Below are 22,073 nucleotides of genomic sequence, written 5' to 3' on the forward strand. Positions count from 1 at the left end.
CCACGACCACACCGAACGCACGCCGCGGCCCCGCCGGGAGGTGTCCCGGCCGATGAGCCGGCCGGTCCGGGCGGAACCACCCGCCCGCCCGGGCCGGTCCCGCCCGGCCGGACTCCGATCCGCCTGCCACCAGGAGTCCGGCCGGGTCTCACCATGTGGACGAACCGGTTGAGCAGATCCTCAGCGGGCTCCCAGCGGACGTTCAGCAAAGACCACGACCTCACCCGGCGCGAGGAGCCGCCTGCCCCGCGGCCGCCGCCCCGGTGACGGCCGGGATCGTGAGCCGGTGGGCGGTCCTGGCGCGGGCGCCCCTGCGGGAGATGTAGTCCAGCGTCCGGAAGTCCACCGACAGCTCGTCCCGGGTCAGCCGGGCCATCAGGTAACCGCGCCGCTGGTCGATGTAGGAGATGTGCGGGTTCTCCTGGAGGGCCTCCGAGATCCAGGTACGGTCCCGGTACCCGTCGCCGTCGCTGGCGATCGACGAGGCCACCAGCTCCCTGGCCACCACCGGCGAGTCGGGGTCGTCGAAGTCGGTCTTGAGCTCGGCCAGGTGGTGCATGTGGGCGTCGCCGGTCAGCACCACGGGGTTCGGCGTGCGGGACAGGGACTGCAGCAGGCGCGTCCGCTCGGCGGCGTAGCCGTCCCAGGAGTCGAGGTTCACCTCGCGGCCCGGCCCGATCTTGTAGTCGCGGTGCGCCACCATGATCTGCTGGCCGAGCAGGTTCCAGCGGGTGGTGGAGTCGTTCAGGCCGCTCTCCAGCCAGCGCCACTGGTCCGTGCCGAGCAGCGTGCGCCTGTCCGCGAGCCGTTCGTCGCAGCCGGCCCGCACGCCGTCCAGGCAGGCCTGGTCGTCGCGGAACTGCCGGGTGTCGAGCAGGTGGAAGCGCGCCAGCGTGCCCCAGGAGATGCGCCGGTTCACCTTGAGCGCGGCGCCCTGGAGGCTGGCGCGGCGCAGCGGCATGTTCTCGTAGTACGCCCTGAACGCCTGCGCCCGCCGCTGCTCGAAGCCGGGGGCGCCGGTGCTGGAGACGTGGCCGGCCCAGTTGTTCTCCACCTCGTGGTCGTCGAACGACATCAGCCACGGCGCCACGGCGTGCGCGGCCTGCAGGTCGGGGTCGCTCTTGTACTGGGCGTGCCGCAGGCGGTAGTCGGCGAGCGTCCGGCACTTGCCGGGCGTGTGGGTGCGTACGCGGCCGGCCAGCGCCGTGTAGCCGCTGGGGCCGTACTCGTACATGTAGTCGCCGAGGAAGACGACCAGGTCGGGCTCCTGCTCGGCCAGGCGGCGGTAGGCGGTGTAGTAGCCGTGCTCGTAGTGCGCGCAGGCGGCGACGGCGAAGTTGAGCGGCGTCTCCCCCGCCGGAGTCGTCCTGGTGCGGCCGGCCGGCGAGAGGCGGCCCTGGCTCCTGAACCGGTAGAAGTAGTCGCGGCCCGGCTCCAGCCCCTTCAGCTCGACGTGCACGCTGTGGGCGGCGCTCGACCTGGCGGTGGCCGTTCCGGACTTGACGACCCTGGCGAAACGCTCGTCGGTGGCGACCTGCCAGTCCACCTCGACGTCGCGGGATGGCATGCCGCCGCGGCCGTCGCCGCCGAGCGGGTCGACGGCCAGCCTGGTCCACAGGACGAAACCGTCGGTGGAGGGGTCGCCGGAGGCCACGCCCAGCGTGAACGGGTCGGATCTGAGGGTTCTGGCGGAGGTCGCGGCGGCCGCCGGGGCGGCGGGCTGCGGGAGGAGAAGGCCGGCTGTCGCCGCTGTCAGGAAGGCTCTGCGGTCCACGTTCCCAGGTATGTCCACCTGCGCTGACTCCGCCGTGACTGCGGAGTCAAGCGCGGGTGAACAGCGTCGGTCGGTCAGCGTGCTCCACCGGCGGTCAGGCGCCGCCTGCGCCAGGGATCCACCGGCGGTCAGGCGCGGGGCACGCCCGGGAGTGCCGCACGGAGCGCGGCGGCGTCGGTGAACCGCACGCCGGTCATGCCCGCGCGCTCGGCCCCCTCGACGTTCTCCTGGCGGTCGTCGATGAAGACGATCTCGGCGGGGTCGGCGCCGAGCCCGCGCGCCAGCTCCTCGTAGATCTCCCGGTCCGGCTTCACCAGGCCCATCCTGCCGCTGTAGAAGCGGTGGCCGATGGCGGCGATCCAGGGCAGCTCGTCCAGGCCGTCTCCGACGCACACAGGCGCGTTGGACAGCAACGCCACGTCACAGCCCATCTCCAGCAGCTCGCCGAGCAGGGTGACCGTGCCCCGGTTGGGGTAGGCCCAGCTCGCCACGTCCATGGCCACCAGCCGCGCCACCTCCTTCTGGGCGGCGGGCCGGCCCAGCACCGCCGACCAGTAGGCGTGCGGGGTCAGGCTCGCCCGGTCGAACTCCAGCCGGTGCTCCCAGTAGCCGCGCTTGAACTGCTCGGGCTCGGCCCCCACGGCCCGCGCCATGGCGTCGGCGTCGGACTCGGGTTGCGGGAGGGAGAGGACACCGCCGTAGTCGAAGACTATCCATGTCATGCCAGGAATGGTCGCAGATGCGGGTCCAGCGCCGGGCAGCCCAGGTACTTCCCGGCGGTGTGGAAGTCGATCCAGTCGAGGTTGACGAGCTGCTCGGCGTCCACGCCGGTGAAGCTGCCGGCCAGTGCGGGCGGGATGGCGGCGATGTCGTCCTTGTCGGCGATGTTCACCCAGCGCCTGACGCCCTTGGGCCGCTCGCCGCGGCCGTTGACGGGGGCGGGCAGGAGGCGTTCGAAGATGACGTTGCGCATGCCCAGCGGGCTGCCGAGCGTCAGCAGCAGGTCCACCTCGAGATCGGGGTCGGCCCACAGGGCCTCATAGGCGACCACGCTGCCGAGCGAGTGGGCGATCACCACCCTGGGCCGGTTCTTCCTGATGCAGTCGGCCACGGCCCGCCGCACCTTCTCGCGCCTGGCCTGGTCGGTGAGGTAGGCGGCCACCTCGGGCGCGAACAGCCTGGCGAACGCGGCCGACCTGCCGTCGAGCCGTTCCAGCAGCCAGCCGGTGAACGACTTGAGCGCCCCCGTGACGTGCTCGCCCACGCCGAGCTGCCGCGCCCAGCCGGCGAGGACCTGCTGGGTCTGCGCCTCCATGGCCCTCCTGGGCGCCGCCGCGCCGGGCTCGTCGTCGTTGAGGAGGTGGGAGAAGTAGGCGATCTCGGCGAAGTACGGCCGCGGCTCCCCGCCGAGCCCCGCGTGGAGGTAGCGGTCCCATTTCCGGCGCATGGCCTCGGCCGCCCCCGTCGCGGACCTGCCTGCCTCGAGGTAATAGTTGTACTTGCCGATCCCGTGCACGCCGACGATGACGGCCACCGCGCCTCCCCGTGATTTTTTGGCGGAATATTGCCATACGCCGGTTGCAACCGGCCGTCAACCGGCGGGCGCGGGCGGCAGGTGCGAAAATGCCATTGCGAGCGGCATATGGCTGCCGGATACGGTGACATGTCACAACGAACGCGATGCTTCGAGAACAGGAGCTCCCAGCATGCCCGGCCCGCTGGTCGTCAACGACTCGATCGTCATTCCCGACATCGAGCTCGTCTGGCGTTTCTCCCGTTCCTCAGGCCCGGGGGGTCAGGGCGTCAACACCACGGACAGCCGGGTGGAGCTCAGCTTCGACGTGGCCGCCAGCACGGCCCTGCCGCCCGCGCTCAAGGCACGCGCCCTCGAACGGCTGGGCTCGGACACCATCACGATCGCCGCGTCCGAGTACCGCTCGCAGCTGCGCAACCGCGAGGCCGCCGCGCACCGCCTGGCGCAGCGCCTGCGCGAGGCCGTCGCCCCGCCGCCCAAGCGCCGCCGCCCGACCAAGCCGAGCCGTGGATCCGTCGAGCGCCGCATCGCGGCCAAGAAGCACCGCTCGGACGTCAAGCGCCTGCGCCGTAACCCTTAGCGCCCGGTCAGCCGATCCCCCAGCCTCAGCCGATGAGGCGGGGCAGGGCGGCGATGTTGGCCGAGAGGTAGCCGGCCACCGCCTCCGGGATCAGGTTGCGGGCGAAGAGCTCAGAACGTTCCAGCGGCACGCGCTCCACCTCGTACAAGCCGCGCGCGGGATCCTCGAACTCGGGCCCGTGCCGCAGCTCCGGATCCATCGACACCAGGCGGCAGCCGAAGACGTGCTGGGTCTTGACCTCGCCCCGCCACGGGTACGAGACGGTCACCAGGAAGGTCACGTCGGACACCGTCGCCCCCAGCTCTTCCAGCAGCTCACGGTGCAGGGTGTCCTCCAGGGAGCCGTCCTGCGGCTCCACGTGACCGCCCGGGACACTCCAGTAGCGGGCGCGCCCGGGGACCGTGCGCCGGAAGAGGACCAACCGCTCGTCGTGGTCGAGTAGGACACCACGGACACTAGGTCGCATACATACAGCCTATTTGACCGGTATGTCCTTCGGGTAGCCTAACCTACGGTACCGTAACCTGAAGGAGAAGATCTTTTATGGCGATGACTCAGACGGAGCTCCTCCACGCCCTCGAGCCGGTCGTGGAGGTAGAGCTCAACCGCCACGAGAAGGTGGCGAAGGAGTGGTTCCCGCACGAGTACATCCCGTGGAGCGAAGGCCGCAACTTCGACGGCATCTACGGGGGCGAGGCGTGGGAGGAAGGGCACTCCAAACTGCCCGAGGCGGCCCGCGTGTCGCTCATCGTCAACCTCCTCACCGAGGACAACCTGCCGAGCTACCACCACGAGATCGCCACCACGTTCGGCCGCGACGGCGCCTGGGGCACGTGGGTGCACCGGTGGACCGCCGAGGAGGACCGCCACGGCACCGCCCTGCGCGACTACCTGACCGTCACCCGCGCCGTGGACCCGGTGGCGCTGGAGCGGGCTCGCATGGCGCACATGGAGAGCGGCTTCATGACGGAGTACGACACGATGCTGCAGCAGCTCGCGTACGTCTCCTTCCAGGAGCTGGCCACCCGCATCGCGCACCGCAACACCGGCAGGGCGTCCGGCGAGGAGGGCTGCGAGCGGCTGCTGGCCAGGATCGCCGCCGACGAGAACCTGCACATGCTCTTCTACCGCAACCTGCTCAAGGCGGCCTTCGAGCTCGACCCGAACCAGACCATGCGGGCCGTGACCGACGTGGTGACCACGTTCCAGATGCCCGGCCAGGGCATGGACGGCTTCGCCCGCAAGGCCATGATCATCGCGAACGAGGGCATCTACGACCTGCGCCTGCACCTGGACGACGTGCTCATGCCGGTGCTGCGGCAGTGGTCGGTGTTCGACAAGACCGGGCTGGACGCCGACGGTGAGAAGGCGCGCGAGGAGCTGTCGGCGTTCCTGGAGAAGGCCGACGCCACGGCCGCCAGGTTCGTGGAGCGCCGCGAGGAGCGCCGCGCCCGCGCCGCCGCCCGCAAGTAGGCCCGCAAGTAGGCCCGCGGGGTAGGCCCGTTGGTAGGCCCCTAGGTAGTGCGCCGTTAGGCCCACGCCGCCTGTCGTCCGCAGCCAAGCACCCGGCGCCGCAGCCCAGCCCCCCGAGCGCCGGTGCTCCCTGTCATGCCGTGACGGGTGGCGGCGTCCCGTTCTGACGGCAATGTCTGTGCGCCTCTTGACCCGCAGATGGTCTTGGACATCCGAGGCATCGGGCAGGTTCTCGGTAACACCGGAACCCCTGGGGAGCAAGGGTGAAAATCATCGGGATCGCCGCCAGCCTCCACGCGGGGTCATTCATCACCAGATTGCTGGACGCGGCGGGCGGCGAGCTGCCGCCGGGCGTCGGCTTCGAGGTGTGGCGGGGACTGGGCGAGATCCCGGCGTACCGTCCAGGGCCAGGCGCCGTCCCGGCCCCGGCGAGAGAGCTGGTCACGCTGGTCGCGGGCGGTGACGCGATCCTGCTGACCGCGCCCGAGCACAGCCTGCTGCCGGTGGAGCTGACGTACGCGCTGGACTGGATGTCGGCGCGGGAGGGCCTGTCGGGCAAGCACGTGGCGGTGATGAGCGCGAGCGCGCGCGCCTGCGGGGCCATGTGGGCGCAGGCGGAGCTGTACAAGCAGCTTCTCGGGGCGGGCGCGGTCGTGATGGGGGCCGAGCTGGTGATCTCGCCCACCTGGCCGCACTTCGACGAGGACGGCCGCCTGGCCGCCCCCGGCCTGCGCACCCAGGTGCGCAACGTGATCCGCCAGCTCTGCCCGGCCGAGGTGATGGAGCCCGCGATGGAGCCCGCGCTCTCCCTCTGAACGGACCGGGACTACTCCGCGCCGGGGCTCAGCCGGTCGAGCTTGACGGCCAGGTCCATGACCTCGGACCGGAGGAAGTTGAACTCGTGCTCGATCTCCGATCGGATCACCGCGAACTCGACGGCGATCTCCGTACGCACGTCGCCCTCCTCGACTCCCTCGTCGGCCCTGGGCCTGGTGGGCGCCGCGACCGCTCTCCTGACCCCCGCGACCTCGGTGCCGACAGCCGCGACCTCCTCCCCGAGGCCCGCTCTGGCCTGGGCGAGATCCGCCCGCAGGGCGGCCATCTCGGCCTGCAGCCTCTTGGACCGGTCGATGACCTCGCGCAGCAGCTCCTCCTGCTCGCGCGACTCCCTGGCCCGTTCCGTGGTGCTCTCAAGATCCTCGACACGGAGTTTCAGATCGAGAATCTCCGCCCGTATGTCCACGCACCCCTGCCTTTTCTCACCGTACGGCCTCGCGTCACTCCATCGTCGCAGGCCGTCAACGGCCGGGACGAGCGAGGAGAAAATCAGGGGTGTGGTTCTTTCCTCCGGGCCGGCCGAGGACGAAGGCTCCATCCCTGATGCGACCACCTGAAAACGGGCCTGGGCGGGTGGAAAATCTTCTACCCGGCTACCGCCGGTCCTCGATCTCCCACAGATGGTCGATGACGTGCCAGGCGATGCGCCGCAGCGCGTAGCGGGGCGGCCAGCCGGTCACCCGCGGCGGCTCCCAGGGGCGCGACAGCACCTCCGCGAGCTCCGCCCGCATCGCGTCGCGGTCCCCGACCGACGTGAACGGCCTGTGCCGCACGCCCGCCTTCCTGGCGAACGCGCGCTCGGCCTCCGTCACATGGTCGACGATCTTCGTACGGTCCCGTCCGCCGCCGCGCGGGCCCTTGCGCAGCTCCTCCGGCGCGACGGCGGCGACCTCGTCGAACAGCTCCCACGCCGCGCGCAGCAGGGCCACCCCGCGCTCGGCCTCCTCGCCCGGCAGCGGCTCCAGGTCGAGGTCCGGCACCTCGTACGGCACGCCGAAGTCGGTCGTCGACGTGCCCTGCACCCTGGCCACCACCTGGGGATCGCCGGGCGTGAACGCCAGCCCGGCCCGCTCGGCGATCAGCCGGTAGCGGGGAACGTAGTCGACGAGGCGGTCGAGCGCCGCCTCCTCGCCCTTGTCGATCCGGCACCAGCCGGGCCAGTCGAGGGAGCAGGCGAAGACCTTCTTGGGGCCGAGCTCCAGGTAGACGCGGGTCATGGGGTCGAGCTTGCCACGCGTACCTGTCAGCGACCGTCAGGTTCGCCTCGCGCCCCCGCACTTCGGCGAGGTCCTTCGGGGGGAGGCGGCGAGTTCGCACCGCCGCCGCAGAAGCCGACGGGCTCGCAACGGCCCCAGGGGCGGCGGGAGGCGGGCCACCGCCGCACGAGCCCGCGCCACAGGCGGGCCTGCACGGCGGGAGCCGGTGCGAGGGGCGGGTCGGCGGGGTGCGGGGAGGGTGGGTCAGATGAGGTCGATGAGGTCGGCGACCGAGTCGACGACCAGGGAGGGGCGGTAGGGGAAGCGGTCGATCTCGTGGCGCTGGGTGACGCCCGTGAGGACGAGGATCGTGAACAGCCCCGCCTCCATGCCCGACACGATGTCGGTGTCCATCCGGTCACCGATCATGGCCGTGGTCTCGCTGTGGGCCTCGATCTCGTTGAGGGCGCTGCGCATCATGCGCGGGTTGGGCTTGCCGACGAAGTACGGCTCGACGCCCGTCGCCTTGGTGATCATGGCGGCGACGGCGCCGCAGGCGGGCAGGGAGCCCTCGGTGGAGGGGCCGATCGGGTCGGGGTTGGTGGCGATGAAGCGGGCGCCGCCCTCGATGAGCCGGATCGCGCGGGTGATCTGCGTGAAGCTGTAGGTGCGGGTCTCGCCGAGCACCACGTAGTCGGGGTCGAGGTCGGTCAGCACGTAGCCGACCTCGTGCAGCGCCGTGGTCAGGCCGGCCTCGCCGATCACGTACGCCGAGCCGCCGGAGCGCTGGTCGTCCAGGAACTGGGCGGTGGCCAGGGCGGAGGTCCAGATGGACTCGGGGGGCACGGTCAGGCCCGCGCCCGCCAGGCGAACGGACAGGTCGCGCTGGGTGTAGATCGAGTTGTTGGTCAGCACCCGGAACTTCTTGCCGGACTCGCTGAGCCGCTTGATGAATTCGTCCGCACCTGGGACCGGTCGTCCCTCGTGGACGAGGACGCCGTCCATGTCGGACAACCAGGAATCGATCCGCTTACGCTGAGTCACGCGCCCATCGTACCGAGCGCGCCTTATCGACTTCCTGCCCGGCACATGAACAATGTTCCTCATGTCGTTCACTGAATCCGCCCAGGACATGCGGGACGAGCTGGTCCGGCTCAGGCACTCGCTGCACACCACCCCCGAGCTCGGGCTCCACCTGCCGCGTACCCAGGAGAAGGTGCTCGCGGCGCTGGAGGGACTGCCGCTGGAGATCAAGACGGGCACGGCGCTGAGCTCCGTCACCGCCGTGCTGCGGGGCGGCAGGCCGGGCCCCGCGGTGCTGCTGCGGGGCGACATGGACGCCCTGCCCGTGACCGAGAAGAACGATCTGGACTACGTCTCCCAGCTGCCCGGGCAGATGCACGCCTGCGGCCACGACCTGCACACCGCCATGCTGGCGGGGGCCGCCCACCTGCTGAGCGCGCGGCGCGAGGAGCTGGCCGGCGATGTGATCTTCATGTTCCAGCCGGGAGAGGAGGGGCACCACGGCGCCCGGTACATGATCGAGGAGGGCGTGCTGGACGCGGCCGGCGCGCGGCCGGTGGCGGCGTACGGCATGCACGTGGTGTCGGCGATGCTGCCTCCGGGGCTGTTCGCGTCCAGGCCGGGGCCGATCATGGCGGCGGCCGACACGTTCTGCGTGACGGTGAAGGGACGCGGCGGGCACGGTTCGAGCCCGCACCGGTCGCTGGACCCGATCCAGGCGGGCTGCGAGATGGTGACGGCGCTGCAGACGATGGTGACCAGGACGTTCGACGTGTTCGACCCGGTCGTGGTGACGGTGGGCAGTTTCCACGGCGGGTCGGCCGACAACGTGATCCCGGACGAGGCCAGATTCGACGCGACGGTGCGGACCTTCAGCAAGGAGAATCGGGTGCTGGTCAAGCGGCGGCTGGTGGAGGTCGTGCAGGGCATCGCGGCGGCGCACGGGCTGGAGGTGGAGCCGTCGTTCAACAACGGCTACCCGGTGACGGTCAACGACGGGAGCGAGGCGGGGTTCGTCGGCAGGACGGCCGACGGGCTGTTCGGGCCGGGGCGGTACTTCGTCTCGCCGCAGCCGGTGATGGGGTCGGAGGACTTCTCGTACGTGCTGGAGAACGTGCCGGGCGCGTTCGTGTTCCTGGGGGCGTGCCCGTCCGACCGGGATCCGGCGACGGCGCCGTACAACCACTCCCCCGAGGCGATCTTCGACGATTCGGTGCTGCCCGACGGCGCCGCGCTCTACGCCGAGCTGGCGTTCCAGCGGCTGTCGGCCTGACATGCGCGCCTGGGTGGTCGAGCGGCCGGGCCCGATGGCGACGCGGCCTCTCCGGCTCGTCGAGCGGGAGAGGCCCGAGCCTGGGCCCGGTGAGGTGCTGGTGAAGGTGGAGGCGTGCGGGGTGTGCCGTACGGACCTGCACCTGGCGGAGGGCGATCTGGAGCCGCGCCGCCCGCGCACCTCGCCCGGCCACCAGGTGGTCGGCCGGGTGGAGGGCACGGGCGAGCGGGTGGGCGTGGCGTGGCTGCGTTCCACCTGCGGCACGTGCCGGTACTGCCTGCGGGGTATGGAGAACCTGTGCCCCAGGTCGGCCTACACCGGGTGGGACGCGGACGGCGGGTACGCCGAGTACGTCGTCGCGCCCGCGGACTACGTCTATCCGCTGCCCGGCGACCGCCCGGCCGTGGAGCTGGCGCCGCTGCTGTGCGCGGGGATCATCGGTTACCGGGCGCTGGCGCGGTGCGAGCTGCCGGCGGGCGGGCGGCTGGGGATCTACGGGTTCGGCGCGTCCGCGCACCTGACGGCGCAGGCCGCGATCGCCCAGGGAGCGGCGGTGCACGTGGTCACCAGGTCGGCGTCGGCGCGGGCGCTGGCCCTGGAGCTGGGGGCCGCCAGCGCCCGCGACGAGACCGGCGACGGGCCGCCGGAGCCGCTGGACGCGGCCATCCTGTTCGCGCCGGTGGGCGAGCTGGTGCCGCCGGCGCTGGAGGCGCTCGACAGGGGCGGGACGCTCGCGGTGGCGGGCATCCATCTGACCGACGTCCCGGTGCTGAACTACGAGCGGCACCTGTTCCAGGAGCGCACGCTGCGCAGCGTGACCGCCAACACCAGGGCCGACGGGCGGGCCTACCTGGAGCTCGCGCTGGCGCATCCGCCGCGGGTGACGACGGTGACGTACCCGTTCGAGGAGGCCGGCCGGGCGCTTGACGATCTGGCGGCCGGCCGGGTGAACGGGGCCGCCGTCCTGATCATGGGCTGAACTGGCACTTGATGGAGATAAGCACCAGTCCATACACTCATGAAGGAAAGTTACATTAGCCTCACAACCTGTGGAGATTATTGACGTCGATCGGGCCCGATCGTAATGTCCGGTCAATCCCTAGAGACATCCCCCGGAGCGGCAAATGAAGCGACTGGCAGCGGTAGTGACGTTGCTGGGCCTTGCCACCGCGACTGCGGCGTGCAGCGGTGGTTCGACCAACACATCCGGCTCGGGCGGCGGTGGCGGCGGCGGGCTCTTCACCACGATCGACGTGACCAGGCCGGGCCTCGACGCGTCGGGCCCCGCCAACCCCTGGGCCCCGAAGGGTAACTCCTTCCAGGGCTACAACGCGATGAAGCTGGGCTGGGTCAAGAACCACCTCACCGACCCGAACCAGTTCTACCCCGGTATCGCGGCCAGCTGGGAGATCGCGCCCGACAACTCCTCGATCACCATCCACCTGCAGCCCAACGGCAAGTGGTCCGACGGCAAGCCGGTCACCGCCGAGGACGTGCGCACCTCCATCGGCCTGGCCTACACCACCGGCAGCACCGCATTCGCGATCACGCCGGGCGCGGCGGGCGCCGCGGCCGAGGTCCAGATCGTGGACGACAAGACGGTCAAGGTCACCCAGGACATGACCAACCCGAGCATGAAGTTCGCCCGGGGCGTCATGGACAGCTGGGTCGTCCCGGCGCACGTCTGGGGCACCCTGCTGCCGGCCGGCTTCTGGGACACGATCAAGACCTCCCGGGGTGAGGGCGCCGACGCCGAGAAGGCCCGCGAGGAGATCCTCGCCCTCGGCCAGAAGGTGCTGGCCTTCGCGCCGCCCAAGGACGTCTCCGCCGGCCCGTTCGTGCTGGAGCGCGTCAACCCCGGCGAGGCGCTGCTGCTGAAGAACAAGAACTTCTACAACGCCGCGAACGTCGCGCCCGACCAGGTCAAGTTCCTCAACTACAGCGGCAACGAGCAGATCTGGAACTACCTGAGCGCCGGCAAGCTCGACCACTCCGGCTTCGTGGCCGCCCCGGCGGACGTGATGAACCGGATCAAGCAGGCGCCCGGCTCCAACACCATCAAGGGCTTCTCGCCGGTGGCCGTCGGCATGGCGTTCAACCAGTCGAAGAAGCCGTACGACAACGTGCACGTGCGCCGCGGCCTGGCCTACCTCATCGACCGCGACCAGGTCACCAAGGTCGCCTCGCCCGAGGGCGGCACGCCGGCCATCACGACCTCCGGCATCCACCAGAAGCCCGCGCAGGAGTGGATCGGCTCCGAGCTGTCGGCCCTGGAGCCGTACAAGCACGACGTGGCCAAGGCCGAGGCGGAGTTCAAGGAGGCCGGCCTGCAGAAGAAGGACGGCAAGTGGGCGCTGGCCGACGGCTCGCCGTGGAAGGTCACGATGACCGCGCCGAACGGCTTCTCCGACTGGATCTCCGCGCAGGAGAACATCAAGAGCCAGCTCGTCGAGAACGGCGTGGACGCCGAGGTCGTCACCGTCGCCGACTACCCCGTCTACCTGGAGGAGATCGCGGCCGGCAAGTACGACGTCGGCTTCTGGCTGATGGCGCTCGGCCCCGCGCCGTACGACATCTACCAGCGCCTCTACGGCGTCTCCAACGGCTGGTCCAACGTCGCGGGCAAGGTCACGCACAACGCCCCCGGCAAGGCCGGCAACTGGATGGGCGGCGCCGAGGAGATCGACGTCGAGGGCGTCGGCAAGGTCAACCCCGGTGAGCTGACCGCCAAGCTGAACTCCGCCTCCGCCGAGGAGGCCAAGCCGATCATGGCGCAGCTCGCCAGGACCGCCAACCAGGATCTGCCGGCCATCCAGCTCTGGGACTACGTGAACACGCAGTTCACCAACACCGCCCGCTTCACCGGCTGGCCGGAGCAGGACAGTGACCTGCTGCGCCTGACCGCCGGTGTCTGGATCCAGCTCGGCATGATCAAGGCCAAGCAGTAGAGAAAGAACGTATGACGATCATCGCACGGCGACTCGCGGGCCACCTGGCCCGCGGGATCGTCATGATCCTCGTCGTCGCCACGATCACTTTCTTCATCGTCAGGAGCATCCCGGGCGACCCTGTGGCGGCGAACGTGCAGAAGCTCATCGAGCAGGGCATGGCGCCGGAGGCGGCCGAACAGGCCACCCGCGTGCTGTACGGCTTCCAGCCCAAGGGCTCGCTCTGGGAGCAGTACACCGACTACATGACGGGCCTGCTCACCTTCGACCTGGGCCAGTCGGTCACCCACGCGGGCGCGCCAGTCACCGACGTGCTGGCCGAGGCGGCCAAGTGGACCGTTCTACCGGTGCTGGCGGGGACGCTGCTGAGCTTCCTGGTCGGCATCATCCTCGGCGTCTACGCGGCGATCAAGCGCTCGGGCAAGCTGGGCGACGCGCTGGCGATCTCCGGGTCGCTGCTGCACGGCGTGCCGCAGTACGTGCTGGGCCTGCTGCTCAGCGCGGTCTTCGCCACGCTGATCCCGATCCTGCCCGCGGACGGCCCGGTGGACATCCTGTACGAGCCCGGGTTCAACGCCGGTTACATCGCCTCGCTGTTCGACCACGCGGTGCTGCCGGTGGCGACGTACGCGCTGGCCGCGTACGGCGGGTGGATCCTGGCGATGAAGTCGAGCGTCGTCACGGTGCTCGGCGACGACTTCATCCTGGCCGCGGAGCTGCGCGGGATGAAGCGCTCGATCATCTTCAGGTACATCGCGCGCAACGCGATCCTGCCGCTGTTCACGATCCTGGCGCTCTCGCTCGGCCTGCTGCTGGGCGGCGCGGTGTTCATCGAGCGCATCTTCAACTATCCCGGGCTCGGGCTGCTGCTCATCGAGAGCATCACGATGCGCGACTACGCGCTGATGGGCGGCGCGTTCCTGCTGATCACGGTGGCCATCATCGTGGCGAACATCCTCGCGGACCTGTTCTACAGCGTCATCGACCCGCGGGTCCGCAGCGGGGAGGAGGTGTCGGCATGAGTGTGCTCCTGGAGAGCTCCTCGACGAGCGCCGCGATGCGCCGCAACTTCTGGGCGGGCGTGTGGCGGGTGATGAAGCGCAAGCCCAGCCGCATGGTGGGCGTGGTGCTCATGGCGGGCTTCGTGTTCATGGGCGCCTTCGGGCCGATGTTCTACCCGGACCCGCTGCCCCGCGACCCGAACCTGATCACCAGGCCGCCGAGCTGGCAGCACTGGCTGGGCACCGACGACCAGGGCCGCGACGTGATCGCGCTGGTGGTCACCGGCTCCCGGTACGTGCTGCTGGCCGCGCTCGTGACCGCCGTCATCACGGTGGTGGTGGGCGCCGGCATCGGGCTGTTCGCCGGCTTCAAGCGGGGCCGCTGGGACAGCGTCCTCATGCGGCTGACGGACATGAAGCTGACCATTCCCGGCCTGCCGCTGCTGCTGGTGCTGTCCACCGTGTGGAAGTTCGGCAGCGCCGTGCAGATGGGCCTGGTGCTGGGGCTGCTGAGCTGGGGCGGCGTGGCCAGGGCCGTGCGGTCGCAGACGCTGTCCCTGCGGGAGCGGGGATTCATCGAGGCGGCGCGCGGACTGGGGCTGTCCACCACGCACATCGTGGGCAAGGAGCTGCTGCCGAGCATGGCGCCGTACATCGCGATGAACATGCTCATCGCGATCACCGGCGGCGTGTACGCGCAGGTGGGGCTCTTCTTCCTGGGCGTGCTGCCGTACGAGTCGAACAACTGGGGCCAGATGCTCAACACGGCCGTGTTCCGCTCAGGGGCCCTGACCGTCCCGAGCGCGCTGGGGTACCTGCTGGGGCCGCTGCTGGCGATCCTGCTGCTGACCCTGGCCATCGTGCTCGTGGTGGACGCCATGGACGAGATCTTCAACCCCCGGCTGCGCGAGGAGTAACAGGTGGTTCAGCAAGCGCCGGGAGTGCGCATCGGCGGCCTGACGGTCGTCTACAAGACCCCCGCGGGCGAGCTGCCCGCCGTCCGCGACATCAGCCTGACGCTGGAGCCCGGGTCGATCACCGGCATCGTCGGCGAGTCCGGCTCCGGCAAGTCCACGCTGGCGCTGTCGCTGCTCAACGCCGTCCAGCCGCCCGGCAGGATCGCGGCGGGCAGCGTCGAGATCGACGGGCTCGGCGACGTCGTGGGCCTGAGCGGCGAGCAGCTCCGCAAGGCCCGCGGCAAGCACATCGGGTACGTCTTCCAGGCCGCCCAGAACTCCCTCAACCCGCTCAAGACGGTCGGCAAGCAGCTGCTCGACCTGGGCCGCTCGCACGGCGTGGACGACCTGCGCGGCCTGGTGCGCGAGGCCAAGGAGCTGCTGGGCAGGATGGGCCTGGACGGCGCCCGGGTGCTGGACTCGCACCAGCACGAGCTGTCCGGCGGCATGCGCCAGCGCGTCGGCATCATGCTGGCCCTGGTGCTCAACGCCCACCTGGTCGTGCTGGACGAGCCGACGACGGCGCTCGACATGATCACCCAGGCGAACATCCTGAAGATCGTCCGAGAGGTGCACGCGGAGCGCGGCCTGACGACGCTGGTCATCACGCACGACATCGGCGTGGTGGCCGAGGTGGCCGACCGGCTGGCCGTCATGTACGGCGGCCGCCTGGTCGAGCAGGGCCCCACCAGGGAGGTGCTCGGCGCGCCCAGGCACCCCTACACCCGGGGTCTGATCAGGGCCATCCCCCGGCTCGTCGGCGACATCGACGAGGCGCAGGCGCTGCCGGGCCGGCCGCCGACGCTGGCCACCGTGCCGAAGCAGGGCTGCGTGTTCAGGGAGCGCTGCCCGCTGCGCATGGACGTGTGCGACACCGTGGATCCCGAGGCGGTGGCTGACGGGCCGAGGACCGTGGCCTGCCACGCCGTGACCGTCACCGTGAAGGAGCATGCATGATCACCGGTACCGGGGTCGTCAAGACCTTCAAGCAGCGCGGCAAGCTGCTCGGGGCCCGCGAGGTGCGGGCGCTGCGGGGCGTGGACTTCGCGATCCCCAAGGGCGGCGCGGCCTCGTTCATCGGCGAGTCCGGCTGCGGGAAGACGACGCTGGGGCGGATCATCGCGGGGCTGGAGTCGTACGACGAGGGGGAGATCGCCATCGGCGGCGTCCCCATGTCGGGGCTCAAGCCCAAGCAGCGCCAGCCGCACTTCCGCAAGATCCAGATGATCCACCAGGACCCGTACTCGGCCCTGAACCCGACCAGGACCATCCACCAGACGCTGCACGCGCCGCTGAGCCTGCGGGCCAGGCAGACCGGGCGGTCCGGGTCGTGGATGGACGAGCGGGCGGCCGAGGTGCTGTCGCTGGTGGGCCTGGACCCGGGCACGGTGCTCTCGCGCTACCCGCACCAGCTCTCCGGTGGCATGCGGCAGCGCGTGGTCATCGCCCGCGCGCTGACCGTGGACCCGGAGATGCTGGTCGCCGACGAGGCCGTGTCGATGATCGACGTCTCGCTCCGGCTGGGCATCCTGGCGCTGCTGAAGGACCTGCGCGAGCGGCTGGGGGTGAGCGTGCTGTTCATCACGCACGACGTGGCCACGGCCCGCTACATCGGCGCCGACGGCGAGCTGTACGTCATCTACCGCGGCCAGGTCGTCGAGCGCGGCCCGGTGGACACGATCATCGCCGACCCCGTGCACCCGTACACGCAGTCGCTGCTGTCGGCCATCCCGGTGCTGCACGGGCTGGAGCAGCCGGGCGAGCAGCCCGTGGTGCCGCTGGAGTCGCTGGACGAGAGCCAGGCGGACGAGGGCTGCCTGTTCGCCCGCCGCTGCCCGTTCCGGGGTGAGCGGTGCGCGAGCGAGCGGCCGCTGCTGCAGGTCACCGAGGGTACGCCGCAGGAGCACGCGTGCTTCTACCCCGAGCGGCGCAGCGTGATCGCCCGCCCGATGAGCGAGGTGTGATGTCCTCTGTCAAGGCGGCGGAGCTCGCGGAGGCGGCCGAGGTCGCCGAGGCCGCGCTGACACTCGACGCCGGCGAGGGGGCCGCCCTGGTCGGGCACCTGTCGCGGCCCCCGGCCGGGCGGCGGTGGACGGCGCTGGCCGTGGACGGCGGCGTGGTGATGGCCTCGATGTCGGACAAGGACCCGGGCGTCGGGCACCTCGACCTGCTCGCCGTACGCCCGGAGGCCAGGGGCGAGGGGCGCGGCAGGACGCTGGTGCGCGCGGCCGAGGAGTGGCTGCGGGAGCAGGGGGCGCGCCAGGCCCGCTTCGCCGGGAACCCGCCGTGTTACGCCTGGCCCGGCATCGACGTGCGGTACACCGCCGCCGCCTGCCTGGCCGAGAGCCTCGGCTACGAGCGCTACCACGTGGCCTGGAACATGACGGCCGACCTGTCGGCGGACCTGTCCGTCGAGGACGACCTGGCGCGGCTGGAGAAGGCCGGCGTCACCGTCCGCGCCGCCGGTGCCGATCGCGATCGGGTGGCCGCGTTCGTCCAGGAGCACTGGAACGAGCGGTGGGCCTGGGAGGCGGCCACCGGAGCCGGGCTGCACTACGCCGAGCGCGACGGCGAGATCCTGGGCTTCGCCGCCTGGGGCGCGCGGCCCGCCTGGTTCGGCCCGATGGGCACCGCCCCGGACGCGCGCGGCCTCGGCCTGGGCCGGGTGCTGCTCCGCAGGTGCCTGGCGGAGCAGCGGGCCGCGGGACAGGACAGCGCCCAGATCGGGTGGGTGGGGCCGTTGCGGTTCTACTCGCGCGCGGTGGGCGCGCGAGCGGAACGCGTCTTCTGGCTCTACCGGCGCGACCTGGCGTGATGGCCTCAGCCGTAGAGCAGCGATCCCTCGGGGCGGCCCGGTGGCGGGCACAGCTCGCGCGGGTCGGCGCCTGCCTCCAGGCACCTGGTCAGGGTGCCGGACCCCCACAGGTGGTCCAGGAACAGGTCGGGCCCGTGCCAGCGCAGGTCCTCGGGGTAGAGGGTGCGGGCCACGTGCAGGATGGACAGCCCCGTCAGCACCGGCCTGAAGGCGTCGCGGTCGTGCACGTGGAGCTGCACCCCCCGGACGGGGACGCCCGCGTGCTTGTGGAACGTCGGCGTGAACCACACCTCCCTGAACCGCACCCCCGGCAGCCCGAGACCGGCCAGCGCGGGCGCGAGCCGCGCGTCGGCGTACGGCGCCCCGATCAGCTCGAACGGCCTGGTCGTGCCGCGCCCCTCGGAGAAGTTCGTGCCCTCGACGAGCCCGGTGCCCGGGTAGACCAGCGCGGTGTCCGGGGTCGGCATGTTGACCGAGGGCATCACCCAGGGCAGCCCCGTCCCGGCGTACGTCATCTCGCGCCGCCAGCCCTCCATCGTGACGACCGTCAGGTCCACGTCGAGCCCGAACAGCCCGGCCAGCTCCCCCACGGTCCTGCCGTGCCGCAGCGGCAGCGGGAAGCGGCCCACGAAGCTGGCGAACGCCGGGTCGAGCGGCGGGCCCTCCTCGACGGTGCCGCCGAGGGGGTTCGGCCGGTCCAGGACCACGAAGCGCAGGCCGAGCCGGGCGGCCGACTCCATCAGGTCGTACATGGTCCAGACGTAGGTGTAGAAGCGGGCGCCCACGTCGGCGATGTCGAAGACCAGCGTGTCCACGCCGGCGGCGGCCACCACGCGGTCCAGGGCCTCCCCGGACAGCTGGTACGTGTCGTACACCGGCAGCCCGGTCCGCTCGTCCACGGTGTCGCCCTCGGCCCCCGCCGCCTGGGCGGTGCCGCGCATGCCGTGCTCGGGGCCGAACAGCGCGGTCAGCTTCACCCCCGCCGCGAGCAGGGCGTCGGCGGTGGGGGTCAGGTCCGGCAGGACTCCGGTGGGGTTGGAGATCAGGCCGAGGCGGGCGCCTCCCGCGAGGGAGGGGTCCGTGGCCAGCCGTTCTGCTCCGGTTCGTACGTGTGGCATGCAACCCATTGTCTGAAAGATATTTACAAGAGAGAAGTAGAGGGTGGAAATTAGCGACATGATTGATCCGCTACCCGAGCTGTCCACCGAGCAGAGCGATCCCCGCTACAGCCAGATCGACCGGCTGCCGACCGAGCGGATCGCCCGCCTGATGAACCAGGCCGACGCCGCCGTGCCCGCCGCCGTGGCGGTGGTCATCCCGGCGATCTCGGCGGCCATCGACGCGATCGCCGACAGGATGGCCGCGGGAGGACGGCTCTTCTACGTGGGCGCCGGCACGTCGGGGCGCCTGGCCGTGCTCGACGCCAGCGAGTGCCCGCCCACGTTCGGCACCGATCCGTCGCTGGTGCAGGGCGTGATCGCGGGCGGGCCCGACGCCTTGACCCGGTCCGTCGAGGGTGCGGAGGACGACGCGGAGGCGGGCGCGGCCGCGCTGAAGGACCTGGAGGTGGGACCGCTCGACTCGGTGGTGGGCGTGTCCGCCAGCGGGCGGGCCCCTTTCGTGCTGGGCGCGCTCGCTGAGGCCGCGAGCGCCGGTGCGCTCACCGTCGGCCTGTCGTGCAATGACGACGCGCCGCTGTCGGCCGCCGCGGAGCACGCGATCGAGGTGGTCGTGGGGCCCGAGGTGGTGACCGGCTCGACCCGGCTGAAGGCCGGCACGGCGCAGAAGCTCGTGCTGAACATGATCTCCACGATCTCGATGGTCAAGCTGGGCCGCACGTACGGGAACACGATGATCGAGATGTCGGCCATGAACAGCAAGCTCGCGGGGCGGGCCATGCGCATCGTCGCCGACATCACCGGCGCCGACCGCGAGACCGCGGGAGCGGCGCTGGACGCGGCCGGTGGCCAGGCGAAGGTCGCCGTGCTGATGATCCGGCACGGCCTCGACGCCGACGGCGCCCGCGCGCTGCTGGAGTCGCACGGCGAGCGCCTGAGCGACGCGCTGAGCGGCTGAGGCGGGCCACGGGGCAATGAGGGGGCATGAGGGGGAGGGGACGATGAGCGACCGGCTGGAGGCCGTCCTGGCGGACGCGGTGCCTCGGGTGTGCGCGGCCGCGGTCGCGCTGATCGCCGCCGACGGCTCCGTGGTGGCCTCGGCCGCCACCGGCGAGCTCGTCCGCTACGCCGACGCCGCCGGGAGCCTGGCGCAGGAACGCCCGCCCGCGGGCCCCGGCTCGATCTTCGACCTGGCCTCGGTCAGCAAGCTCTTCACCACGGTCGTGCTGCTCTCGCTGGCCGAGGAGGGGCGGCTGGGCCTGGACGAGCCGGTGACCGGCCTGATCCCCGGGGCCGATCCGCGGATCACGCCGCGCCGCCTGCTCACGCACACGGCGGGCCTGCCCCCGACCCGCCGCATCGACAGGGAGCTGCCCGGCGCGGACGCCGCGGCGCGGATGGACGCCATGGTGCGCACGCCGGTCACCCACCCGGCCGGCGGGCCGTACCTCTACAGCGACGTCGGCATGGTGATGGCGGGCCGGCTGGCCGAGCTGGCCGGCGGCGCGCCGCTGGACGCGCTGGTCCGCGCCCGCGTCACGGACGTGCTCGGGCTGGCCGACACCCGTTACCGGCCCGCTCGCGCGGACCGGATCGCGGCCACCGAGTTCAAGGCCGAGCGTCCGGGGCCCGGTTGCGTGCGGGGCGAGGTGCACGACGAGACCGCGTACGCGCTGGGCGGCGTGGCCGGGCACGCCGGGCTGTTCGCCACCGCCGGGGACCTGCTGGCCTTCGGCGAGATGTTGCGGCGCGGCGGCGGGCCCGTGCTGCGCCCCGGCAGCGTGGCCGAGATGACGCGCGACCAGGGGGTGACGGGCGCGCCGTTCCGGCAGGGGCTGGGCGTGCGCATCGGCGACCCCGGCACCGCGGGCCCGCTGGGCGGCGCGTACGGCCACTCGGGCTTCACCGGCACCTCCCTGGTGATCGACCCGGCCCGGCGGCTGACGGTGGTGCTGCTGACGAACGCCGTGCATCCCGTACGGGGCCGCGAGGGCATCCGCGAGCTCCGTCAGGCGGTCGCTTCCGAGGCGCTGCGGCTGGTTGACCTCACGCGTTGACGGCTGGTAATTGCCACACCACAAATAGCTTATTGCTCGCGCTCGAAACTGTGTGTGAAGGTACCGGTGAGGCGGCCGTGAGAAACGGGGGCGCCTTGCAGGTTCCTTTCACCAGAAGGGCCTCGGGCACAGATGGGTCAACCTCCAGCGTCCCAAAAAAACGGATTTATCCAGCGATTTTCTGGAATGGGCAGATTTGGCCTGGTGTGGTGTGGCCAGGTCGTCACCCTCGTCGGGAATTCCGTTCTCCGCTTTTCTCTCGTCATTCAGGCGTGGACCGTCGATCATCAGGCCACGCAGGTGGTGGCGCTCTCCCTGTGCGCGCTGCTCCCCCAGATGTTGCTGAGCCCCACGGCGGGCGCCATCGTGGACCGCTGCCGCAAGCGCACCGCGCTGCAGCTCGCCGACCTGGGCGGGCTCGTGGCCGTGGCCGGCCTGGCTGCCGTGTTCTTCCTCGGTGACCTGCGCCTGTGGCAGGTGTACGTGACAGTCGCGCTGCTCGGCGCCGCCGCGGCCTTCCAGTTCCCCGCCCTGTCGTCGGCGGTGCCGCTGCTGGTCGGCAAGGAGCAACTGCAGCGCGCCAACGGGCTGCTGGCCACCGCCAAGAGCGTGGCCGACGTCGGCGGGCCCGCGCTGGCCGGGCTGCTCGTGGTGACCGGCGGGCTCGGCGCGGTGCTCTGGATCGACCTGGTCAGCTTCGCCGTGGCGCTGGTGACCGTACGGCTGGTGCGCATGGACGGCGACCGGGCCGGCGAGGCGGGCACCCGCAAGCGGCTCGGCGCCGACTCCCTGGAGGGGCTGCGCTACCTGTTCGCCCAGCCCAGCCTGCGCGGGCTGATCCTCGTGTTCTTCACGGTCAACCTGGTGATGGTGTTCGGGTTCGCGGTGGTGCAGCCCATGATCCTGGCCAGGACCGGCAGCGACGTCTCCGCCCTGGCCGCGGTCAACGCCGGTATCGGCGCCGGCGGCATCACGGGCGGCCTGCTGCTGGCCGCCTGGGGCGGGCCGAAGAACCGGGTGCGCGGCATGATGCTCGGCGTCGTCGGCATGTGCGTGAGCGCGCAGATCGTCATGGCCATGGTGCACGGCGTGGTGGCGTGGACCGCGGCCATCCTCGTCGGGGCGCTGATCATGCCGGTCGTGAACGGCTCCATGCAGTCGATCATCCAGACCAAGGTGCCGGAGGACCGGCAGGGGCGGGTGTTCGGGGCCGTCATGTTCGTCTCGCAGATCTCCTCGCCCGTCGCGATGGCCTTCTCCGGGCCGCTCGCCGACCACGTCTTCGAGCCCCAGGCGGCGGCCGGCACCGGCCTCGCCGGCCTGCTGCGCCCCCTGGTGGGGACCGGCCCCGGCAGCGGCATGGCCGCCATGCTGCTGATCGCCGGCCTGCTCGGCGCCGGCGCCGCCCTGTGGGGGCTGGCCCGCCGTGCCGTACGCCACATCGACGTGCTCACGCCCGACCTCGAGAAACAACCCGCGGGAGGCTGA

The 22,073-nt window shown here is 71.4% G+C and carries 22 protein-coding genes; 14 read left to right on the top strand and 8 right to left on the bottom strand.

Translation table 11 applies throughout. The features are described from left to right. Positions 1–220: 220 nt before the first annotated feature. The 3 genes from HD593_RS36270 to HD593_RS36280 all read right to left on the bottom strand — a co-directional run bounded on the left by HD593_RS36270 (position 221) and on the right by HD593_RS36280 (position 3,308). On the bottom strand, positions 221–1,774 hold the full coding sequence (locus tag HD593_RS36270; protein ID WP_185106436.1) for an alkaline phosphatase D family protein: 1,554 nt from the start codon (positions 1,772–1,774) through the stop codon (positions 221–223). Between the two features lie 128 nt (positions 1,775–1,902). After that, positions 1,903–2,496: an HAD family hydrolase gene (locus tag HD593_RS36275; protein ID WP_185106437.1), complete on the bottom strand. Its 594-nt coding sequence runs from the start codon at positions 2,494–2,496 to the stop codon at positions 1,903–1,905. Then, positions 2,493–3,308, bottom strand: coding sequence for an alpha/beta hydrolase family protein (locus HD593_RS36280; RefSeq protein WP_185106438.1), 816 nt, complete (start codon positions 3,306–3,308; stop codon positions 2,493–2,495). The genes HD593_RS36275 and HD593_RS36280 overlap by 4 nt, the downstream gene beginning before the upstream one ends. 172 nt (positions 3,309–3,480) lie before the next feature. Here HD593_RS36280 and arfB point away from each other — a divergent pair, with 172 nt between their 5' ends. Further along, on the top strand, positions 3,481–3,888 hold the full coding sequence (arfB, locus tag HD593_RS36285) for an alternative ribosome rescue aminoacyl-tRNA hydrolase ArfB (RefSeq protein ID WP_185106439.1): 408 nt from the start codon (positions 3,481–3,483) through the stop codon (positions 3,886–3,888). 25 nt (positions 3,889–3,913) lie between these two features. On the opposite strand, the gene HD593_RS36290 is transcribed toward arfB, so the two are convergent. Next, positions 3,914–4,354, bottom strand: a complete 441-nt coding sequence (locus HD593_RS36290; protein WP_185106440.1) for an NUDIX hydrolase — start codon at positions 4,352–4,354, stop codon at positions 3,914–3,916. Positions 4,355–4,431: 77 nt separating this feature from the next. On the opposite strand from HD593_RS36290, the gene HD593_RS36295 reads away from it, so the two are divergent. Then, positions 4,432–5,361, top strand: a complete 930-nt coding sequence (locus HD593_RS36295) for an acyl-ACP desaturase (protein WP_185106441.1) — start codon at positions 4,432–4,434, stop codon at positions 5,359–5,361. 263 nt (positions 5,362–5,624) lie between these two features. Further along, positions 5,625–6,176 (top strand): NADPH-dependent FMN reductase, encoded by a 552-nt coding sequence (locus HD593_RS36300; protein WP_185106442.1) that lies wholly within the window; start codon positions 5,625–5,627, stop codon positions 6,174–6,176. 11 nt (positions 6,177–6,187) lie between these two features. Here the strand turns inward: HD593_RS36300 and HD593_RS36305 are convergent, their stop codons facing one another. The 3 genes from HD593_RS36305 to HD593_RS36315 all read right to left on the bottom strand — a co-directional run bounded on the left by HD593_RS36305 (position 6,188) and on the right by HD593_RS36315 (position 8,399). Further along, on the bottom strand, positions 6,188–6,604 hold the full coding sequence (locus HD593_RS36305) for a hypothetical protein (RefSeq protein ID WP_185106443.1): 417 nt from the start codon (positions 6,602–6,604) through the stop codon (positions 6,188–6,190). A gap of 187 nt (positions 6,605–6,791) precedes the next feature. Further along, a complete protein-coding gene (locus HD593_RS36310; protein ID WP_185106444.1) occupies positions 6,792–7,415 on the bottom strand; it encodes a hypothetical protein in 624 nt (207 codons plus the stop codon). 243 nt (positions 7,416–7,658) lie between these two features. Next, positions 7,659–8,399 carry an HAD-IIA family hydrolase gene (locus HD593_RS36315; protein WP_221526303.1) on the bottom strand — a complete coding sequence of 247 codons (741 nt, stop codon included), beginning with the start codon at positions 8,397–8,399 and terminating at the stop codon, positions 7,659–7,661. Between the two features lie 100 nt (positions 8,400–8,499). Between HD593_RS36315 and HD593_RS36320 the strand changes: the two genes are divergently transcribed. From HD593_RS36320 to HD593_RS36355, 8 genes are all read left to right on the top strand, one after another. Continuing rightward, on the top strand, positions 8,500–9,690 hold the full coding sequence (locus HD593_RS36320; protein WP_185106446.1) for a M20 metallopeptidase family protein: 1,191 nt from the start codon (positions 8,500–8,502) through the stop codon (positions 9,688–9,690). 1 nt (position 9,691) lies between these two features. Further along, positions 9,692–10,669: a zinc-dependent alcohol dehydrogenase family protein gene (locus tag HD593_RS36325; RefSeq protein WP_185106447.1), complete on the top strand. Its 978-nt coding sequence runs from the start codon at positions 9,692–9,694 to the stop codon at positions 10,667–10,669. A 145-nt stretch (positions 10,670–10,814) separates the two neighbouring features. Next, the gene (locus tag HD593_RS36330; RefSeq protein ID WP_185106448.1) at positions 10,815–12,638 is read left to right on the top strand and encodes an ABC transporter substrate-binding protein; all 1,824 of its coding nucleotides are present in this window, start codon (positions 10,815–10,817) and stop codon (positions 12,636–12,638) included. A gap of 11 nt (positions 12,639–12,649) precedes the next feature. After that, on the top strand, positions 12,650–13,660 hold the full coding sequence (locus HD593_RS36335) for an ABC transporter permease (RefSeq protein WP_185106449.1): 1,011 nt from the start codon (positions 12,650–12,652) through the stop codon (positions 13,658–13,660). After that, positions 13,657–14,556 (top strand): ABC transporter permease, encoded by a 900-nt coding sequence (locus HD593_RS36340; RefSeq protein WP_185106450.1) that lies wholly within the window; start codon positions 13,657–13,659, stop codon positions 14,554–14,556. The genes HD593_RS36335 and HD593_RS36340 overlap by 4 nt, the downstream gene beginning before the upstream one ends. A 3-nt stretch (positions 14,557–14,559) precedes the next feature. Further along, positions 14,560–15,552 (top strand): ABC transporter ATP-binding protein, encoded by a 993-nt coding sequence (locus HD593_RS36345; RefSeq protein ID WP_312903951.1) that lies wholly within the window; start codon positions 14,560–14,562, stop codon positions 15,550–15,552. Continuing rightward, positions 15,549–16,559 carry an ABC transporter ATP-binding protein gene (locus HD593_RS36350; RefSeq protein WP_185106451.1) on the top strand — a complete coding sequence of 337 codons (1,011 nt, stop codon included), beginning with the start codon at positions 15,549–15,551 and terminating at the stop codon, positions 16,557–16,559. Before HD593_RS36345 ends, HD593_RS36350 begins: the two co-directional genes overlap by 4 nt. Beyond that, entirely contained in the window at positions 16,559–17,410 is an 852-nt protein-coding gene (locus HD593_RS36355) for a GNAT family N-acetyltransferase (RefSeq protein ID WP_185106452.1), read from the top strand. The genes HD593_RS36350 and HD593_RS36355 overlap by 1 nt, the downstream gene beginning before the upstream one ends. 5 nt (positions 17,411–17,415) lie before the next feature. Here the strand turns inward: HD593_RS36355 and HD593_RS36360 are convergent, their stop codons facing one another. Next, a complete protein-coding gene (locus HD593_RS36360; RefSeq protein WP_185106453.1) occupies positions 17,416–18,528 on the bottom strand; it encodes an exo-beta-N-acetylmuramidase NamZ family protein in 1,113 nt (370 codons plus the stop codon). Positions 18,529–18,586: 58 nt separating this feature from the next. Here HD593_RS36360 and murQ point away from each other — a divergent pair, with 58 nt between their 5' ends. The 3 genes from murQ to HD593_RS36375 all read left to right on the top strand — a co-directional run bounded on the left by murQ (position 18,587) and on the right by HD593_RS36375 (position 22,073). Continuing rightward, positions 18,587–19,486 (top strand): N-acetylmuramic acid 6-phosphate etherase, encoded by a 900-nt coding sequence (murQ, locus tag HD593_RS36365; RefSeq protein WP_185106454.1) that lies wholly within the window; start codon positions 18,587–18,589, stop codon positions 19,484–19,486. Between the two features lie 43 nt (positions 19,487–19,529). Beyond that, entirely contained in the window at positions 19,530–20,585 is a 1,056-nt protein-coding gene (locus HD593_RS36370) for a serine hydrolase domain-containing protein (protein WP_185106455.1), read from the top strand. A 186-nt stretch (positions 20,586–20,771) separates the two neighbouring features. Continuing rightward, positions 20,772–22,073, top strand: coding sequence for an MFS transporter (locus HD593_RS36375; protein ID WP_185106456.1), 1,302 nt, complete (start codon positions 20,772–20,774; stop codon positions 22,071–22,073).

The sequence above is a fragment of the Nonomuraea rubra genome (assembly GCF_014207985.1).
In the GTDB taxonomy this organism is placed as follows: domain Bacteria; phylum Actinomycetota; class Actinomycetes; order Streptosporangiales; family Streptosporangiaceae; genus Nonomuraea; species Nonomuraea rubra.

Excerpts from the sequence above, each read along its gene's own strand:
- HD593_RS36370 (WP_185106455.1), top strand. The coding sequence starts at position 19,530 with ATGAGCGACCGGCTGGAGGCCGTCCTGGCGGACGCGGTGCCTCGGGTG.
- HD593_RS36355 (WP_185106452.1), top strand. The coding sequence starts at position 16,559 with ATGTCCTCTGTCAAGGCGGCGGAGCTCGCGGAGGCGGCCGAGGTCGCC.
- HD593_RS36275 (WP_185106437.1), bottom strand. The coding sequence starts at position 2,496 with ATGACATGGATAGTCTTCGACTACGGCGGTGTCCTCTCCCTCCCGCAA.
- HD593_RS36335 (WP_185106449.1), top strand. The coding sequence starts at position 12,650 with ATGACGATCATCGCACGGCGACTCGCGGGCCACCTGGCCCGCGGGATC.
- HD593_RS36310 (WP_185106444.1), bottom strand. The coding sequence starts at position 7,415 with ATGACCCGCGTCTACCTGGAGCTCGGCCCCAAGAAGGTCTTCGCCTGC.
- HD593_RS36330 (WP_185106448.1), top strand. The coding sequence starts at position 10,815 with ATGAAGCGACTGGCAGCGGTAGTGACGTTGCTGGGCCTTGCCACCGCG.
- HD593_RS36290 (WP_185106440.1), bottom strand. The coding sequence starts at position 4,354 with ATGCGACCTAGTGTCCGTGGTGTCCTACTCGACCACGACGAGCGGTTG.
- HD593_RS36360 (WP_185106453.1), bottom strand. The coding sequence starts at position 18,528 with ATGCCACACGTACGAACCGGAGCAGAACGGCTGGCCACGGACCCCTCC.
- murQ (WP_185106454.1), top strand. The coding sequence starts at position 18,587 with ATGATTGATCCGCTACCCGAGCTGTCCACCGAGCAGAGCGATCCCCGC.
- arfB (WP_185106439.1), top strand. The coding sequence starts at position 3,481 with ATGCCCGGCCCGCTGGTCGTCAACGACTCGATCGTCATTCCCGACATC.
- HD593_RS36295 (WP_185106441.1), top strand. The coding sequence starts at position 4,432 with ATGGCGATGACTCAGACGGAGCTCCTCCACGCCCTCGAGCCGGTCGTG.
- HD593_RS36325 (WP_185106447.1), top strand. The coding sequence starts at position 9,692 with ATGCGCGCCTGGGTGGTCGAGCGGCCGGGCCCGATGGCGACGCGGCCT.
- HD593_RS36350 (WP_185106451.1), top strand. The coding sequence starts at position 15,549 with ATGATCACCGGTACCGGGGTCGTCAAGACCTTCAAGCAGCGCGGCAAG.
- HD593_RS36315 (WP_221526303.1), bottom strand. The coding sequence starts at position 8,399 with ATGGACGGCGTCCTCGTCCACGAGGGACGACCGGTCCCAGGTGCGGAC.
- HD593_RS36340 (WP_185106450.1), top strand. The coding sequence starts at position 13,657 with ATGAGTGTGCTCCTGGAGAGCTCCTCGACGAGCGCCGCGATGCGCCGC.
- HD593_RS36375 (WP_185106456.1), top strand. The coding sequence starts at position 20,772 with ATGGGCAGATTTGGCCTGGTGTGGTGTGGCCAGGTCGTCACCCTCGTC.
- HD593_RS36320 (WP_185106446.1), top strand. The coding sequence starts at position 8,500 with ATGTCGTTCACTGAATCCGCCCAGGACATGCGGGACGAGCTGGTCCGG.